This window comes from Candidatus Glassbacteria bacterium (assembly GCA_019456185.1).
Lineage (GTDB): Bacteria > Gemmatimonadota > Glassbacteria > GWA2-58-10 > GWA2-58-10 > JAJRTS01.
In genome coordinates this window covers 1-17,436 of record VRUH01000021.1, presented here as the reverse complement: position 1 = coordinate 17,436, position 17,436 = coordinate 1, and the positions used below count along the sequence as shown (strand labels likewise).

The 17,436-nt window shown below is 62.6% G+C and carries 16 protein-coding genes and 1 pseudogene; 8 read left to right on the top strand and 9 right to left on the bottom strand.

Annotated features, from left to right (window positions below; all coding sequences use genetic code 11):
- Positions 1 to 3: 3 nt before the first annotated feature.
- The 7 genes from FVQ81_09550 (at position 4) to FVQ81_09520 (ending at position 7,506) form a co-directional block, all read left to right on the top strand.
- Positions 4 to 306, top strand: a complete 303-nt coding sequence (locus tag FVQ81_09550; GenBank protein MBW7996791.1) for a DsrE family protein — start codon at positions 4 to 6, stop codon at positions 304 to 306.
- A 147-nt stretch (positions 307 to 453) separates the two neighbouring features.
- The gene (locus tag FVQ81_09545; GenBank protein MBW7996790.1) at positions 454 to 2,223 is read left to right on the top strand and encodes a glycosyltransferase family 39 protein; all 1,770 of its coding nucleotides are present in this window, start codon (positions 454 to 456) and stop codon (positions 2,221 to 2,223) included.
- A gap of 113 nt (positions 2,224 to 2,336) precedes the next feature.
- The gene (locus FVQ81_09540; protein ID MBW7996789.1) at positions 2,337 to 3,809 is read left to right on the top strand and encodes a YeeE/YedE family protein; all 1,473 of its coding nucleotides are present in this window, start codon (positions 2,337 to 2,339) and stop codon (positions 3,807 to 3,809) included.
- Positions 3,810 to 3,844: 35 nt separating this feature from the next.
- Positions 3,845 to 4,090 (top strand): sulfurtransferase TusA family protein, encoded by a 246-nt coding sequence (locus tag FVQ81_09535; GenBank protein MBW7996788.1) that lies wholly within the window; start codon positions 3,845 to 3,847, stop codon positions 4,088 to 4,090.
- A 22-nt stretch (positions 4,091 to 4,112) separates the two neighbouring features.
- Positions 4,113 to 4,307, top strand: a complete 195-nt coding sequence (locus tag FVQ81_09530; GenBank protein ID MBW7996787.1) for a hypothetical protein — start codon at positions 4,113 to 4,115, stop codon at positions 4,305 to 4,307.
- A 296-nt stretch (positions 4,308 to 4,603) separates the two neighbouring features.
- On the top strand, positions 4,604 to 6,025 hold the full coding sequence (locus FVQ81_09525) for an NAD(P)-binding protein (protein ID MBW7996786.1): 1,422 nt from the start codon (positions 4,604 to 4,606) through the stop codon (positions 6,023 to 6,025).
- The gene (locus FVQ81_09520) at positions 6,022 to 7,506 is read left to right on the top strand and encodes a radical SAM protein (protein MBW7996785.1); all 1,485 of its coding nucleotides are present in this window, start codon (positions 6,022 to 6,024) and stop codon (positions 7,504 to 7,506) included. Before FVQ81_09525 ends, FVQ81_09520 begins: the two co-directional genes overlap by 4 nt.
- Here FVQ81_09520 and FVQ81_09515 read toward each other — a convergent pair.
- The gene (locus FVQ81_09515) at positions 7,403 to 8,581 is read right to left on the bottom strand and encodes a radical SAM protein (protein MBW7996784.1); all 1,179 of its coding nucleotides are present in this window, start codon (positions 8,579 to 8,581) and stop codon (positions 7,403 to 7,405) included. The genes FVQ81_09520 and FVQ81_09515 overlap by 104 nt on opposite strands.
- Positions 8,578 to 9,582 carry a glycosyltransferase family 2 protein gene (locus FVQ81_09510; GenBank protein ID MBW7996783.1) on the bottom strand — a complete coding sequence of 335 codons (1,005 nt, stop codon included), beginning with the start codon at positions 9,580 to 9,582 and terminating at the stop codon, positions 8,578 to 8,580. The genes FVQ81_09515 and FVQ81_09510 overlap by 4 nt, the downstream gene beginning before the upstream one ends.
- Positions 9,583 to 9,983: 401 nt before the next feature.
- On the opposite strand from FVQ81_09510, the gene FVQ81_09505 reads away from it, so the two are divergent.
- The gene (locus FVQ81_09505) at positions 9,984 to 11,084 is read left to right on the top strand and encodes a sulfurtransferase (GenBank protein MBW7996782.1); all 1,101 of its coding nucleotides are present in this window, start codon (positions 9,984 to 9,986) and stop codon (positions 11,082 to 11,084) included.
- 271 nt (positions 11,085 to 11,355) lie between these two features.
- Here FVQ81_09505 and FVQ81_09500 read toward each other — a convergent pair.
- The 7 genes and pseudogenes from FVQ81_09500 to FVQ81_09470 all read right to left on the bottom strand — a co-directional run.
- Positions 11,356 to 11,520: pseudogene (locus FVQ81_09500) on the bottom strand (cobyrinic acid a,c-diamide synthase).
- 3 nt (positions 11,521 to 11,523) lie between these two features.
- On the bottom strand, positions 11,524 to 12,714 hold the full coding sequence (locus FVQ81_09495) for a molybdopterin oxidoreductase (protein ID MBW7996781.1): 1,191 nt from the start codon (positions 12,712 to 12,714) through the stop codon (positions 11,524 to 11,526).
- A gap of 18 nt (positions 12,715 to 12,732) precedes the next feature.
- Entirely contained in the window at positions 12,733 to 13,419 is a 687-nt protein-coding gene (locus FVQ81_09490; protein MBW7996780.1) for a 4Fe-4S dicluster domain-containing protein, read from the bottom strand.
- A complete protein-coding gene (locus FVQ81_09485) occupies positions 13,416 to 13,652 on the bottom strand; it encodes a hypothetical protein (GenBank protein ID MBW7996779.1) in 237 nt (78 codons plus the stop codon). Before FVQ81_09485 ends, FVQ81_09490 begins: the two co-directional genes overlap by 4 nt.
- A gap of 113 nt (positions 13,653 to 13,765) precedes the next feature.
- A complete protein-coding gene (locus FVQ81_09480) occupies positions 13,766 to 15,547 on the bottom strand; it encodes an NAD(P)-binding protein (GenBank protein ID MBW7996778.1) in 1,782 nt (593 codons plus the stop codon).
- A gap of 5 nt (positions 15,548 to 15,552) precedes the next feature.
- Entirely contained in the window at positions 15,553 to 17,049 is a 1,497-nt protein-coding gene (locus FVQ81_09475) for a (Fe-S)-binding protein (GenBank protein ID MBW7996777.1), read from the bottom strand.
- Between the two features lie 13 nt (positions 17,050 to 17,062).
- Positions 17,063 to 17,436: nitrate reductase (locus FVQ81_09470; protein MBW7996776.1), on the bottom strand; the 374-nt coding region annotated here is incomplete at its 5' end.

The following is a 17,436-nucleotide window of genomic DNA, read 5'->3' as shown; positions in this document are numbered from 1 at the left end:
AGGATGAAGCTGGGGATATTGGTGAACACGGACAAGCACCTCGGGCACATCCTGGGACTCGTCGCCGCTGCCACGGCAAAGGATCACGAGGTCATGATTTTCGCCATGGATCAAGGCGCCCGGCTGCTCGAAAACGTCTCCTTCGTTGAATTGGCCGGGCGGGAAGGTGTTTTCGTCAGCGTCTGCGACCACAGCGCCAGAGCGCACGGGGTCGTCACCGAAGGAATTTCCGATGCGATTGTCTTCGCCGGACAGTTCGAAAACGCCATGATGGTCAACAAGGCCGACAAATTGATCGTCCTCTAAGGCAATAATCGGATGGAAACCACGCAACCATGAAACTGCTCCATATCCTGAACGGCGGACCCGGCGAACTATCCACCCGGATCGTCGAAACACAGTCCCCGGACAACGAGGTCGAGGTCATCGACCTGTCGCGTGAAGACCTCTCCTATGAGGCCGTCATCGACGCCATTTTTTCGAGCGACAAGGTGGTTTCATGGTAGCAGGGGCCGTTTGATAATCGCGCCGCACTGTAATAAGCCGGAAGAGGACAAACAGGGCCTCCCGACCGTCCTGATTTCCCTTCTGACGCTGACCACGTTCGTTGGCCTTTTCGTCCTCCGTTCCCTCGACGACAACCGCTTGACCAGTTGGCGGTGGACATTCGCCGGGACCGATATCGTTCCCATATTCCTTGTCTTGGCCGCCGGCATCGTTGTCGCCTACGCGGTTTCCAGGGTTTCCTTTCCCCAACGCGGGCGAGCGGCGATGCTGTTCGTTGCGTCGTTCGCCGCCGCCGCGCTCTTTTGGGGGGAACCCGAGGTCATCGTCGATGCCGCCAGGTACTTCATGCAGGCCAAGTATCTGGAACTGTACGGCGTCGGGTATTTCCTCGGGGAATGGGGCACGGGCATCGCGGCGTGGACCGACCTTCCCCTGGTCCCCTTCCTTCAAGGGCTGGTCCTCGCCGTGTCCGGCGAGACGCGGGTTGCGGTGCAGGTGTTCACCACCCTTCTCTTTTCCGCGACCGTGGTCCTTACCTACCTGACCGGCAGGACCTTGTGGGACCAGACTACCGGCGCCTGCGCCGGCGCGCTTCTCCTCGCCATGCCCTATCTTCTCACCCAGCCTCCGCTGATGCTGGTCGACGTCCCGACCATGTTCTTTCTGACCCTGGCCGTGTACACGACGATCAAGGGCGTCAGGGACGGCGGCGCGCCTTTCCTGGCGGCGGCGCCGGTGGCGATAACCCTCGCCATGCTGTCCAAGTATTCCACCTGGGTGATGCTGAGCGTCGTTCCCGTCATTTTCCTGGCCCACCTGAAATACGGACGGAGAACGGTTTTGCGCCGCGCCGCGGTTATCTCGCTGAGTACGCTGTTGCTCGCGGGCGCCGCCCTGTCGATGAAATTCGGCGTCTTCGCCGATCAACTGAAATTATTGTGGAACTACCAGGTTCCCGGGCTGGCGCGGTGGGGGGAGAGCCATACGTCCACGTTTCTCTTTCAGGTCCATCCCTTCGTCACCGTAGCGGCGGTTTTCTCCATTTTCGTCGCCGTCGCAAAAAGGGATGTCAAGTACGCGATCATCGGCTGGATGCTGTTTCTTATCATGGTTCTGGGCGTGAGGCGGGCCAGGTATATCCTCATCACCTTTCCAATGCTGGCCCTGATGGCGGCCTACGGGCTGAGGGAGATCGCCGACGGCAAAACACGGAGGTTCATCGTTTCCTGCGCCGTCGCCTCGTCGCTGGTGACGGCCCTTGTCGGGTTCCTGCCGTTCCTCAAGGGAACCAGCGCCGTCAACCTGATGCGGGCGGGCGAATACCTCGATTCCCTGGACGTGGAAAAGGTGGAAGTCATCACCCTGCCCCGGACGCGGTCGATCATCAATCCGGCCGTTACGGTTCCCATTCTCGATCTGTTTACCGGGAAACGAATCGTCTATCGGGGCAACCAGGAACCGCCACCCGCCCGCAACCTGATCGAGACCTCGCCGTTGAGGTTCACTTGGGAATTCCAGACCCCTCCCTATTTCGCGCCCGGCCTCGAGAGTCCGGGTGACGATACGGTGCTGGTGGTGATCGCCAGCCGCGACGGCCAGCCGCCGCCGCCCCGGATCGCCCGAAGACTCGCCGGCTACCACCTGTCCAAGGAGTTCGCCGTGGCCGACAGGGTCTTCAGGTTCAAGACCATCGTCGGGATTTACCTTCCCCCGTAGGCGGCGCCAGGGGTGGCGTTTGGGGTTTCTAAATAAATATTCGCCGTATTAAACTTTTATCATGTATCTTGAACTCGCTATCCTCAAATCATTTCAGGAGAGGGACGGTTTAGATGGTGGCAGTAACAACAAATGCCGTTGGTCACGTTGAAATGATGACTGACGACATGATCAAGAAACGCCGCTGGGCGTTCGGGATAACGGCTTTCTTCGCCATTGTCAGCGTAGGGACCTACTCCTACAACGAGTATTACGCTTACTTATCCGTCTACCTCTGGTTCGGGTTCATTTACGGAATGTGCCTCCAGTACGGGCGCTTCTGTTTTTCCTCGGCGTTTCGGGACCTCTTCGCGGTCGGCGTGCCCAGGATGGCCGTCGGCATCATGATCGCCACCGTGCTGTTCGCCCTGGTCAGCGCCTTCGTGACGGCGACCGGCCTGAGCACCTTCCACCCCGCCCCGACCAGTTTCCATTCGGTGGTCGCCGGATTCATCTTCGGCGTGGGGATGGTTTTCGCCGGCGGCTGCGCCTCGGGGTCCCTCTATAAGACCGGCGAAGGCAACGGCTCGGCGCTGATTGTGGTGGTGTCGATCAGCGTCGCCCAGGCGCTGTTCGTCAACATGGGCGGATGGACCAACGAGCTGGTGCCGCAGGCTTGGCACGATTCGGCGGTCGCCAAGGGGTTGCCGCCGTCCATCAACGCCGGTGACGGCTGGGTCGATCAGTACCTCGCCGGTTATGTCTGGGACCAGCCGGTGACGACCTTCGCGCAGATGTCGGGGTGGCTTAACGAGTCGTTCATGGGGGCGTTCGTCGGCAACCTGTTGATCGGCGTCATCATCCCGGCGGCGCTGCTGCTGATCGTGGTCTATTACGGCTGGTCGCGTAAGGGCTACCTGCGGAAAAAGATGAAGGAAGGGAAAACGGCGACCACCTTCGCCGACGACGTGGCCGGCTATTGGGCGATGATCACGGCCAACAAGAGAACCGCCATGGCCGGCCTTATTCTCGGCGTCGCGGCCGGGATGCACATGTTTGTCATCCAAGGCCTGCGGGTCAAGTTCGGCGTCAAGAACGCGGGAACGCTGCTCGAAAGAATGGGTTTCGACTTCGGTATATCGGTCAACGGAACCGTCTTCGATCCGGGATACTGGTATGTGACCACCCAGGAGGCGCAATGGGTCGGCTGGGCGTTCCAGAAGCTCGGCACGGAGAACATGGACAACATCTATTTCGGCTTGGTCAACGGCATCCCCAACCCCGCCGTCAACCCGGCCGACTGGATGTCGCTCGCCCTGATCGGCGGCGCCGCGGTGATGGCGCTTTTACACAACGAATTCAAGTTCAAGAAGACGACGCTGGAACTCGCCACCTGGGCCATTATCGGGGGCACGCTGATGGGCATCGGCTCGCGGCTTGGCCTCGGATGCAACGTCGGAGCCTTTTTCGTAAGGGTCTCGCAAGGCGATCCTTCGGGATGGCTGTTCGGAATAGGGATGTTCGCCGGCGCCTTTGTCGGAGTTAAGGTCTTCAACTGGTGGACCGAGAGGAAAATGGCGAAAGAATTCAACTCCTGTGATTTCTAGGCTTCTCCCAACTTAGGAAAAAGGTAACTGGGACCATGAAGTTCAAAAAGAAAGCCGATGGCGTCTATCTGCTCGACGTGAAGGGCTATGTTTGTCCGCATCCGCAGATTTACACCAAGAAGGCGCTTGAAAAGGTGAACCCCGGAGACGTTATCGAAGTCGCCTTCGACAACCCCTCGTCGGGGGAATCGATCGCCACCATGTGCGATAACAAGGGCGATGAAATAATCGAAAAGAGCCAGGAGGGCGGCCAGTTCATATGGAACATACGCAAGGCCTAGTGGTCTAAGAGGTGGGTTGGTTATGAAAACCGATTTTTGGATTGTTACCATCATAGTGGCGGGTTTCATCGGCTACTTGATAGGCTACACCGTGCCGCCCATGGTCGAGGTCGGGTTGATAGGGGGCGGCGGTGAAAGCGGGGAGGTCGGACTGAAATCCAAAGTGGACGAGTCCATGGAGGAGTATTACCGCAGCCTCGCCGCCGAAGGCGAATAGGGCGAGGGTGAATAGGGCGAGGGTGAATGACTAGTACAGTGCGCACCGCTCTTTGGGTGCTAACAGTTATTACGGTGGGCCTCTTGGCCTCTCTTCTGGGGTATTCCGTGTCGTTCAAGACCGGCGTCGAGCCCGGATATTTCGAGGCCGTCGAGGCCGGCAGCTACGGCGCCGGGGCGGGGGACGGAGATGCCGGGGCCGCCGGAATGGACGAGGAGATGCAAGACTATTACAAGAAACTGCTGTCGGAATGAGCCGCTATCTTTTGCATTAGGCGGCGGGAATCTCCCTTGAATATGAATGACGGCGAAGCCTGGGACGTGGTGATCTTGGGCGCGGGCCTCGCCGGCCTCACGGCGGGCAATCTGTTGTCCGGGCCGGGCGCGGACGTACTCGTCATCGAGAGGGAAAGGGCGGTCGGCGGCCTTTCCAGGACCATGGAGCACAACGGATTCAGGTTCGACCTTGGAGGGCACCGGTTCATTACCGACAACCAGAGGGTCGATGATTTGGTCAAGGATATCCTCGACGGTGATTTTCTGGAAGTGGACCGCTCGAGCAAGGTCCTCCTGAACGGAAAGTATTTCGACTACCCGTGGAGACTGTTGAACGCGTTCCGGGGCCTGGGCGTCCGCGGAACGTCGGCGATTCTTTTCGATTATTCCGCCGAACGGCTTCGCCGTCTTTTCCGCAAAACCGAGATAAGATCGTTCGAGGACGTGATGGTGCACCGTTTCGGCCGCGCCATGTTCGACATTTTCATCAAGGAATACAGCGAAAAGGTCTGGGGCATCGAGTGCGGCCTTATCGCCAAGGAATTGGCCGAGTGGCGCATCCAGGGCCTTTCCTTGTGGGTCGCCGCCAGGGACGCGTTGTACGGTCCCGGCGGCGGAAACGTGCGCACTCTTGCCCGCAAGTTCCTCTTTCCTCCGTTGGGGATCGGGATGATCGCCGAGGGACTGCGGCGGGAAATCGAAAGAAACAACCCTGTTCTGACCGACACAACGGTCGTGCGGGTCGATCATTCCACCGGCAAGATCGATAGCGTGACGGTGCGAAAGGGGAACGAAACCCGTCTCCACCGGGCCGCGGAATTCGTCTCCAGCATCCCCCTCAACACCCTGGTGCGCCTGCTCGATCCGAAACCGCCGGCAGAGATCCTCGAGGCGGCGGCCGGGCTTCGATTCCGGGACCTTTTGATGGTCACGGTCATGATCGACCGTCCGAGGGTTACCGACCTGACCTGGATATACGTGCCCGGGCGCCAGATACCGTTCGGGCGAATACACGAACCGACCAACTGGAGCGCGAAAATGGCCCCGGAGGGAAAGACCCTCCTGGTCACCGAGCATTTCTGCTTCCGCGGCGACGGTCTCTGGAGGACGGCTGATGATGCCCTGGTCGAAACCACCGTCGCCAGCCTGGAAGGCCTGGGGTTCATCCTCAGGCACGAGGTGATCGACAGCCTGGTCCTGAGGATTCCCAACGCCTATCCTGTCTTTGAAGTCAGCCACCACGAGAACCGCCGGAAAATCCGCGATTACCTGGAGACATTCGGGAACTTGCGGGTGATCGGACGGGGCGGGACGTTCAGGTATTTCAACATGGATCACGCCATCGAATCGGGAATCTCCGCGGCCGAAGAGATCATCGCCGGAAATCCGGAATTGCGCTCCCACGGCTGCGACGAATCGGCCCTGGCGGAGGCGCGCCCATGAAATGTGCGTTGATCATCCCGGCCTGGAGGCCCGAGGAGATATTTTCGACCAGGACCGCCGGCTCGCAAATCAATTACTGGCAGCCCCTCGGAACCCTTTACGTGGGGGCCTCCCTTGTCGAGGCCGGCCACGAGGTCGAGTTCCTCGACGGGTCGTTCTTGACTCACGAAGCCATACTGCGCCGGGTCGACCGAATGAAACCCGACTTCGCGGGCATCTATTCGACGACCTTCGGCTGGCCTGGAGCGGTGAGGACGGCGGCCGATATCAAGGCGCTCGACCGGCAGATATTGACCTGCGTCGGCGGGCCCTATCCAACGGTGGCACAGGACGGGTGCCTGGGCGATGGAGGCGAGGGGATCGACGCGGTCGTCGTCGGTGAGGGCGAAGGAACCGTCGTCGAGATCCTGAAGCGGCTCCGATCGGGAATGGATCTGGTAGGCGTTCCGGGCGTGGTGGCCAGGAAAAACGGCAACATCGTCCGCAACCCGCCAAGGCCCCTGATCGCCGACCTGGACAGGCTGCCTTTCCCGGCCCGGGAGCTGTTGGGCGACGGAAGCCGCTACATCCCGGCGCCGGCCACATACAGAAGAAAGCCTGTCGCCGTCATCACCACCTCGAGAGGATGCGACCGGCGCTGCGTCTTCTGTTTCCAGATCGACAAGGAGAGAAAGGGCGGAACCCGCGGTGTCCGTTTTCGCAGCGTCGAAAACGTGCTGGAAGAAATCGAACTGTGCCTCAGACAGGGCTACCGCGAAATCAAGTTCATTGATGATTCCCTTGCCGCCGATTATGGCCGGGCCATGCGGCTCGCCGGCGAGATCAAGCGCCGCCGCCTCGACTTCACCTGGTTTGCCTCGGCCTGCGCGAACCAGGTGGACGAACCTCTGCTCGCGGCGATGAAGGACGCCGGCTGCTGGGCGATCCTGATCGGCGGCGAAAGCGGCGTGCAAAGGAACCTCAACACGCTGCGCAAGGGCATCACCCTCGATCAGATACGCAACGCCGTGCGCGCGGCCAAGAAGGTGGGTCTTAGGGTAAGCGTGCCGTTCATGTTCGGAATTCCCGGCGAGACCTTTGACGATGCCCTCAGAACCATCGATTTCGCCGTCGAACTGGATCCCGACCTGGCCAACTTTCACGCCATCACGCCGTTCCCCGGGACGCCGCTGTACGACCGCGCCGAGGAATATGGCGCCGTTTCCGGCGATCTCCTGGACTTCACCTATCAGGGCGCGGCGTTCGTCCCCCACACCATGACCAGAGACGAGATTCTGAAGGCCCGACAGTTGGCTTTCCGGAGATTCTATTCGCGGCCCTCGTTCCTTGTCCGCAGGCTTGGCGCCATACGGAGCTGGAGCGACTGCAAGACCGCCATCACGGGCCTGCGGAGCCTGTTTTGGCTGTGGATGGACAGGATGCTTTTTCATCGGGGGAAGCCGGCGCCACGGCGGGCGCCGGGCGAATACCGCTTATATTGAGGTACTCCTTGAGGAGCGCGGGATACAGCCTCGGATTGAACAGTATGTTCATGATGAAATGGCATTCGTGGGTGCAGTGGCAGGCGCTGGCCATAATGGGTTTCAATACTTCTTTGGCTTGTTTCGAGCGTAGCATCTTCCCCATATCGCAGCCATGGTCCCTCACGTTTCCGAAACTTGTTGTTAGGATTTCACAGGGATAGACCTCGCCGGATTCGGTCAGGACCAGACTCAACCTTCCCGAATAACAGGGAACCAGCCGGCGACCCTCGATCAGGGTTCGATGGATCAATCGACGTTGCAGAATATCCTGCGCGGCCTTGAGACGGGCGCCCGCGAACTTGTGAATGTTGGCCGTCCGGTTCCTCAAGTTATGCTCCAGACGGTCTATGGCGCGACGGTATTTTTCGACATCGACCGTCTTGTATCGTTCCTCGAGGAGATTGCCGCGGACCATCGAGATCGTATGGGTGCCCTGGGGGGCGAGGCCCGCGACGAAATCGATGATCTCGTCCATCCGGTGCTGGTTCTCGGAAAAGAAGACGGTGTTGATTCCCAGTTCGAGATTCGGATACCTGTCGAGAAGATCGCCCAGCAACCGATAGGTTTCCATGGCCTTGTCGAAACCGCCGGGCGATTCGCGCAACGCATCGTGAGCGCCGTTGAGCCCATCGACCGAGACCTTGACGACGATCACGCTTTTCGGGCAACGCAGGAGAATCCGTTCGGTCTGATCCCGGATCACTTCCGGCAACAGGCCGTTGGTTGGAAACAGCATGATCGGAGGCCTGTTTTGGTCGTGGAAGATCGCGCTCATTTCCACCAGGCCGTCGTGCAGGAAAACCTCGCCTCCCGAGAAGGCGACCCACAACAGCCGCCCCAGGGACCGGGAGATTCTGCGGATTTCGTCCAACGACAGGTCCTCGCCGTCGCCGGCCGCGCCGTCGGCGCTTCTCAGATAGAAACACCAGGGGCAGTTGGCGTTGCATTTCCTGGTCACGAAGAAGGTCAACTGGATCGGCCGGCCTTTCCGGAAAATCGATGGAATGTGACGCAAGGGGGAATACATCGTCATCCGCCCTTTCGTTGGCTGTGTCCGAAGGCGAGATATCGCACGACGCCGGCGAAGCCGCCGGCGCCTACGGCCAGGGGATACAAGAACAGATAATACGCCGCTGCCGCAACCCCGAAGACGCCCCCTCCACCCTTGAAAAACGCCATGATCAGGCCCCTGCTAACCGATAGACTGCCGGCAATAGGCAGGGTCATCAAATACAATATCAAGGAATTATTATAAATTACATACAATAGTAGTAGAGTAACATTAGTAAAGAAGAAAGCGACATTTGTTTTTAATTCAGTAGATGCTGTTCCTGAATCTGCGAAGACATCTCTGTTCTTAATGGAATAAATGGTCCAATTCATGGACTTGAAGACGGCATTGCGCAGGGACCGGTAGAGGGAAAAGTTGAAGATGTGACGGACCTGAAGGCGGGGGTTTATGACGATGCGGCATCCCGCCCGGCGCAGCCTGTGGCTGAACTCGACATCCTCGGCCACCGGCAGGAAACCCTCCGGAAAGCCCCGGTTCCTCCGGAACGTCTCGGAGTCGATGACCATCACGTGGGCGGCCGCATAGTCGGCCTGGTCGATGTTCTTGCACTCCGAGTAGTTGATGAAAATGGATTGAAAATGACCGAAGAAGCCCTGGTCGTAGGGCTGTTGGGTGTAGGTCCCCCCGATCACGACGCCGGGCCCGTACGATAAGAAAGACCTCGCCGCAACGGCGAGGGAGCCCTCTTCCAGAAGACAATCGGCGTCGGTAAAGAAAAGAACCTCGCCGCGGCTGTACGCGGCGCCGGTATTCCTGGCGGTCGAGGCTCCGCCATGCCGGTCGAGGCGGATCAGCTTGCAAGGGAACCGTTCGATCACCTCGATGGACTCGTCCTCGGAATGGTCGTCGACGACGATCACCTCGAAGGGCTCGTACTTGGACGCGAAGGCCGCTTCAAGGCATAGTCCGATCGTCGCTTCGCCGTTGCGGTTGGGAATTATTAAGGAGATAAATGGCGCCATCGTCCTATGACAACGATACTATAGAAGCCGGTGTGGGTTGCCAACAGCGCCGGCCACGGCAAGACGGCGTAGCATCGATGCTCAGTAGTAGGACGGGGGCCGTTCCTTGTCGGTCTTGAGGATGTCGAGAGTTAGGGAAAGCCGCGGCGCGAGCTGATGCGAGCATGGGTAATTCCATTTGAAATGTTGAAATATTGAAGAATCTAATATATTAAAGAGAAAATACATTGTGTGAACGCACATGAGCGTGGCCATGCTTTCCTGTGGCAGGAAGGGGAGGTGCCATGCAGTATCTTGGTTTCGGGCGCCTCCCGCCTTGCCAACAGGGGAATCACCGATTCCGCTCTATTGCGAGACCGTTAAGCCCTCGGTCAAGAAGGGCTAACAGGTAAAGTGTTGTCATGAAACCGTCCGCCCCCGCATCGAGGGCCAGGGGAGAGGCGGAATGTCAACGGAGTCCAAAACAGAGGAGGAAAAGTATGATCAAGCTATCTATTTGGCGGACTTTCGCCGCCGGCGTTATGGCTCTTTCGTTGTTAGGTTGGAGCGCAACGGTCAAGGCCGCGGAATGGGCGAACCCCGATCTGCTGTTGTCGGCGGAAACCCTGAAACAGAACATCGGCAAGGCGGATTGGGCGGTCATCGACTGCAGGGCCCTGAAGGCCTACGCCAAAGGCCATATCCCCGGCGCCATAAGCCTCGGCAAGCGGTGCAAGAAGGCGCTCAGGGACGTCACCGCCAGAGCCTTTCGGAACATTTCAAAATACGAGAGTCTCCTGGGAAAGGTGGGCATCGGCAACGACACCCATGTGGTATTCTATTATGACGGTATTGGAACCATAACCGACGCCACGGTTGGATTCTGGATTCTCGAATATCTCGGCCACGACAAGGCCCATGTCCTCAACGGCGGCCTGGACGCATGGCGCAAGGCGGGCAACCGTCTCGAAGCCAAGCCGACCATCAGGAAGGCAGCCACCTTCAAGGCCAACGTGAAAGCCAGCGCCTATAGCGAAACCGAGGAGATTTTGCGGATCGCCACGGGGAGCTTGAAAGACGTGCAGCTTCTCGATTCCCGGACCAAGGCCGAGTTCGTAGGAAAGGACATACGGGCGATCCGGGGCGGTCGCGTCCCCAACACGGACCTCAATGTCTCGCATCTGGACACCCTGGCCCAGGCGAAGGATCCGAAGACAGGGAAGATGGGGCCGATCTCTTACTTCGACCCCAACGTGGTGGCGGAGAAATTCGCGTCCCTGGACAAGAACAAGCGCACCGTCGCCTACTGCCAGACGGGAACGCGCTCGACCATGACCTACCTGCAACTCAGGCTGCTCGGGTTCAAGGACCCCGCGAACTGGGATGAATCATGGCGAGTCTACGGCTCCCAGCTGGATTATCCCGTTGCTGGCGAGCAGTGGTACAACTTCGCCGGCGTCAACAAGAAAATCAAGGCGCTCGAGAAGAAGGTCAAGACTATCGAGGCCGCTGCCAAGAAGTAGTTCCCGTTTCGGCGTTACAGAAAGCATTGGGGCCAGATGGGATTGCTTATTCCCATCTGGCCTGGCAGTAGGAGACCAACTCCCCCAGCCCGGCTTCGCGGAGGCAGAGGCCGACTGGCTTCATCCGCTCAGCAAGAAGGTGTGGAGCACATTTTACGTGCGGGCGTTGGATCGGCAGTATGATAGTAGATATCGCCAATGATCCCTCGACATATGAGATTTGCGAAGCTACATAGGCCGGCAGCCCGCCGTCGATGGCGGCGCGAATATCGGGGCACCCGGCGGCCGCGCCCAGCCACATGGGATCGATGTAGTCGGGACCCTTCTTGAAGGGCTGGACGGCAAGGCCGCGTTTCTTGATGGCGGCGCACAGGCCCGTCGTGACGACGGTCTTGCCCGACGATTTGTGGGCCGCCGATATGTAGAGGTGGGCCATGGTTCACTCGGCGGGTTCGTCGGCCAGGCTTTCGGGCAGCAGCGGCAGGACCTTGACCGCCACCGCGACGATGGCCAGGGCCAAGGCGACCCCGCCCGCCCCGAGGGCCGCTTCCGGCAGGCTGGGGGCGTAGGCGTTGATATGGCCGTCGATGACGCTGGCCTCCACCATCCCCGGGAACAGGACCATGGGATAGGCCTGGCCGCCGATGATCAGGACGTAGATCTGGGCCAGGCCTCCGATCACCACCAGCAGCGCCGAGACGACGACCGCCCCCAGCGAGCCGGCGGTCCTCGGATAGTAGATCAGGAACAGCGGGGCCAGCCCCCCGAGCGCCACCTGACCGGCCCAGAACAGGGCCGTGTAAACGCCGCCTTCGAGCAGGATGAAACGTTCGATGCCCCGATGTTCGGCGGCGTACGGGGTCGTCAGGTGGTGGACGACGGTGAAATACAGCACCACGCCGACCAGCACCCCGAGCAGGTTCCCCAGGCGGCGCACCACGGTCTTCCCCAAGGGCCGGCGGCTCCAGACATGACAGGCCGTCAGGACCAGGATGAAGACGGCCAGGCCGAGGACCAGCGAGAGGGACACGAACATCGGCGCCAGAAGCGCCGAATCGAAGGCCTCGCGGGCCGCCAGGAAGCCGAATTCGAGGCCGATCCCGGTGCTCAGGGAGATGCCGAACAGGAACCCGACCAGGCAGGCCGCCCGGCTGTAGCGACTCATCCGCGGTTCCATCACCGTCCACAGGAAGACGCCGATGGCGGCCACGAAGCCGGCGTAGCGGAAGATGTTCGAGGCCAGCGTCGATTTGAAGTTGAAGTGGCTCATCGCCACCCACAGGCGGTCGGGCCGTCCCAGGTCCAGCACCAGCACGAACAGCCCGCCGGCCAGCAGGGCCACCGCCAGCAGTCCCGAGAGACGGGCCAGCGGCCAGTAGGCCCGACGCCCGAACAGCCGCGAGATGGTGACCACGTTGAACGACCCGGCGGCGGCCAGGATCAGGAACACCGAGACCACGTGGGGCAGGGTCCACACCACCTGGTTGGTCATCCCGGTGACTTGGTGGCCCTGGTCATCGACGTACCAGGCGGCGCCGAGGCCGGCGGCGACGAACAGGAACAGCCAGAAGAGCAGGGTCACGTAGTCGCCGCCGCGGCCCGCGATCTGCCGGTAGACGAAGCGTTTCATGGTCCCGTCCTCCTCCCTTCACAAACCCAGGTAGAGGACGCCGGGCTCGAGGCCCAGGTCGGCCCGGATGCGGGTGGCGAGGTGGCGGGAGGCCTGCCGGGAGATGGCGCTGTCGGGGTCGTAGAGGTCGCCGAAGGTCAGCGCGCCGGGACAGGCCTCGACGCAGGCCGGGATGCGGCCGTCGTCGATGCGGTGGACGCACAGGGTGCACGATTCCACGGTCCCCTTGCCGCGCGGGGCGTGAGGCTTCTGGTCCTCGACCTCGGAGAAGACGAAGGACCGCGCCTTGTACGGACAGGCCATCATGCAGTAGCGGCAGCCGATGCAGATGTGCTTGTCGACCAGGACCACGTTGTCGGCCCGCTTGAACGAGGCGCCGGTGGGGCAGACGTCGACGCAGGACGGACGGCGGCAGTGCTGGCACATCACCGGCAGGCGGCGGGTCGCGCCGCCCTGGCGGTCGCTTACGGTAACGATGCGGATCCATTGCGGGTCGGTGTCGATATCGCCGCTTTGCCGCCAGCCGTTCTCGTTCCGGCAGGCCTCGACGCAGGTCTGGCAGCCGTCCTTGCACTTTGTGGTGTCGATGAGCAGCCCCCAGCGCACCCTGGCCGAGACCGCGCCGGCCGGGGCGACCAGGACCATCCCCGGGGCCAGGGCAATGCCGGCGATGGCGCCGACCAGCCTCCGGCGGCGGCGGTTCATCTGCCCGGCCTCCCCGGCTTGGCGGTGTGGCACTGGAAGCAGTCGATGCGGACCGCCACGTAGGCATGGCAGGTCTCGCAGAAGGGACGGACGGTCGGTTCCCCGCCGGCGGCCGGGTCGGGAACGGCGTGACAGGAGACACAGCCCTTGAGGGAGTAGCGACCGTCGCGGATGCCCCGGCGCACGGTGTCGTCGCGCTGGTGGAAGAGTAAATCCATATGGTAGCGGCGCATGACGTCCACCGGGGCGACGCATTTCCCCTCCTCGCCCTCGGCCGACGCCGCCCACAGCAACGCCGCCCACAGCAACGCCGCCGCGGCGACGGCGGGAAGGACGCGGAGCGGGTTCATCCGCCCAACCCCATCTGGATGTAGCCGCTGGGGCAGACGTCCATGCAGATGTGGCAGCCGATGCAGGCGCCGTAGTCGGTCTCCACGTAGCGGCCCATGGTCCGCCGGTCCTTGGCCACCCGGGACACCGCGTCCCGGGGACAGTAGATGACGCAGTTGTCGCACTCCAGGCACAACCCGCAGTCCATGCAGCGCCCGGCCTCGGCGACCGCCTGTTCCTCGTCAAGGGCGATGAGCCGGTTGTCGAAGTTGCCGACCAGGGCCTCGGCGGCGATCTCCACGCGCCGGCGCCGGTTGCGTTCCCCATAGGTGAAATGGCCGAGGAACAGGTTGTCGTGGCCGACGGTCTCGACTGACGCGCGGTCCTCGAGGTTGTGGAGCGTGAGGTCGGCGCCCCCGGCGCGGGGGAATTCGAAACGATGGACATCGACCCTCGGCCGGCGCGCCGGCTCCTCGCCGCGGAGATAGGCGTCGATGCCCTCGGCGGCCTTCCAGCCGTGGCCGATCGCCGTCGTCAGCAGCCCCGGGGCGATGGCGTCGCCGCCGACGAAATGGCCCGGCCGGCCCGCGATCCCGAAAACCTTGTCGAAATCGATCCAGCCCTCGCCGTTGTCCAGGCGCTCGATCCCGGCGAGGTCCATCCGCTGGCCGGTGGCGGCGACGATCATCGCGCACGGGATGTCGAACTCCTCGCCGTCGCGGGGCACCATCTTCTTGTTGTCGATCCACTCCACCGGGACCACGCGCAGGGCGGTGGCCAGGCCGTCCTCGCCCCGCATGACCTCGACCGGGGCCAGCTCCTGGCGCCACTCGACGCCTTCGGCGATCACGTCTTCGATGTCATCGCTCGCCGCCGGCGCCCGCGCCATGGAGCGGCGGTAGACGATGGCCGCCTCGACGCCGAGCCGTATCGACACCGCCGCGCAGTCGAGCGCCGTGTCGCCGCCGCCGATAACCAGCACCTTGCCCGGAAGACGGGTGGTCTGGCCCAGGTTGACGGCGCGCAGGAAGGCCAGGCCGTCGATGCAGTTGGCGGCCTCGGCGCCGGGGCACGGCAGGGGCCGTCCGGCCTGGGCGCCGATGCCCCAGAAGACGGCCTCGAACTCCGCGTCAAGCCGGTCGGCGGAGACATCAACGCCGATTCGCGTCGCGACGCGGACCTCGATCCCCATGTCGAGGATGCGCTTGATCTCGGCATCGACCACCGGACGCGGGCAACGGTGGGTGGAGAGCCCGTACTGGAGCATGCCGCCGAGCTTGGCGTTGGCCTCGAAGACGACCGGGGCATGGCCCATCCGGCGGAGCTGGTAGGCGCACGACAGGCCGGCCGGGCCGCCGCCGACGACGGCGACCCTCTTGTTGGTCTCGCGTTCCGGCGGCGGAAAGGCAAGGCCGGCCTCGAGGGCGAAGTCGCCGATATAGTGCTCCACCGCGTTGATGCCGACGTGGTCCTCCACCTGGTTGCGGTTGCAGCCGTCCTCGCAGGGCGCCGGGCAACAGCGGCCCATCAGCGCCGGGAAGGGGTTGGCGTCGGTCATCCGGCGGAAGGCGTATTCCTGCCACGAGACGCCTTCGGGAGGGGTGTCGAGGCCGCGCACGATGTTGAGCCAGCCGCGTACGTCGTGGCCGGAGGGACAGTTCCCCTGGCACGGCGGGGTGCGGTGGACATAGGTCGGACAGAGATCGGATTCGCCGCCGACGACGATCCATTCGCGCCATTCGCCGGGACTGTCGTCGCCGTCCCGGTAGCGGCGGTAGGTCAGGGCGGAATCGGCCATTACCGTCACTCCTTGGTGCCCAGCCGGATGGCGTTGCCGACCAGCTGGTGGCCGCTGACGATCATCTCGGGATCGAAGTCGTAATAGGGCAGCACGCCGGTGAACTGGGCCTTGCAGATGGCGCACACGGCGACCATGTGGGTAACCCCGTCGTTGTCCACCACGTCCTTGAGGGCCTGCATCCGCGGCAGCGCCCCCTGGATCCGGATCTCCATCAGCTCGTCGGTCAGGAGGCCGCCGCCGCCGCCGCAGCAGAAGGTCTTCTCGAAGGTGGTGGCGGGGTTCATCTCGACGAACCGGTTGACGCTGGCCTTGATCACCTGGCGGGGAATGTGGAACTGGCCGCCCGGCCTGTCGCCCATCCGCGAGGCGCGCGCGATGTTGCACGAATCGTGATAGGTCACCGTCATGCGGTCGTTGGCCGAGGGGTCCAGGGCGAGGGCGCCCCGCCCGATCAACTCGTGGGTGACCTCGAAGATGTGCTGGGGCACCGGATAGCCGGGGTCCAGGAAGTCCCACGGCCCGGCCAGGGTGTTGAGGAAGTTGTAGGCGACCCGCCAGGCGTGGCCGCATTCGCCGAAGACGATGCGCCGGACCCCGAGCTCCAGGGCCGCCTCGCGGATCCGCATGGCGACCTTGCGCATCTGCGTGTAGGAGCCGATGAACATGCCGAAGTTGCCGGCCTCGGAGGCATGGTTGCTGAGCGTCCAGCGGATGCCGGCCTGGTGGAAAACCTTGGCGTAGCCGATCAGGCCGTCGACGTGGGGCTCGGCGAAGAAATCGGCCGAGGGGGTGACCAGCAGGACCTCGGCGCCGGCTTCGTCGAGGGGGAACCGGACGTTAACGCCGGTGCTCTCCTTGACCTCCTCCTCCAGCTCCTCGAGGGTGTTGACCAGCGCCGGCCCCGGCAGGCCCAGGTTGTTGCCGATCTTGTGGACCTTGCCCAGCACCTCGTTGACGTACTTCTGGCCGACTCCGATGTGGTTCATGATCTCGCGCGCCGCCATCGAGATCTCGGCGGTGTCGATGCCGAAGGGACAGAACACCGAACAGCGGCGGCATTGGGAACACTGGTGGAAGTAGACGTACCAGTCGTTCAGCATTTCCTCGCTCATCGGCGCCGCATCGACCAGCTCGGGAGCCAGGCGGCCGGAGGCCGTGAAGTGCCAGCGGTAGAGCCGGCGCAGCAGGTCGGCGCGGGCCACCGGCATGTTCCGGGGGTCGCCGGAGCCGAGAAAGAACTGGCACTTGTCGGCGCACGCCCCGCACTCGACGCAGGAATCCAGGAACACCTCCAGGGAACGGTACCGGCCCAGCAGCTCGCCCAGCTTGGCGGCGGCCGCGTCCTGCCAGCCGTCGACCAGTTCGCCGGGAAAGCCCAGGGCATGCTGGTGCTCGGGCGAGGCGGGGTAGGGCTTGAGGTGGGCCGTGGCCCCTTCCCGGAGGGCGGGGAGCTCCAGGAAGTCCTTCAGTTCGGGGGCTTGGTATCGTTCTCTGGCCACGGACGGCTCCCGTTCAGCCCCGCCGCCGGGCGTTCGGATCCGCCGCCCAGGGGGCGGCGCGGCGGCGCTCGCGCGGGTCGTCGATCTGGTTCAGCGTCGGGCTGAAGAAGACGCCCGGGATGTGGAGCAGCTTGGAAAACGGCAGTACCGCCATCAGCACCACGACCAGCCCGAGATGGATCAGGACCAGGGGATCGGCGGGCAGCGGTCGCCAGTCGAGGGTGAGGAGGCCGATGATGAACTCTTTGAGGGCGACGATGTCGGTCCGGGCGACGTACTTGAGGGTCAGGCCGCTGAGCGCGATCGCCGCCAGCAACAGCAGCATCAGGTGGTCGGAGAACCGGGAGATGTAACGGATGCGTTCGACCGCCAGGCGCCGGCCCCACA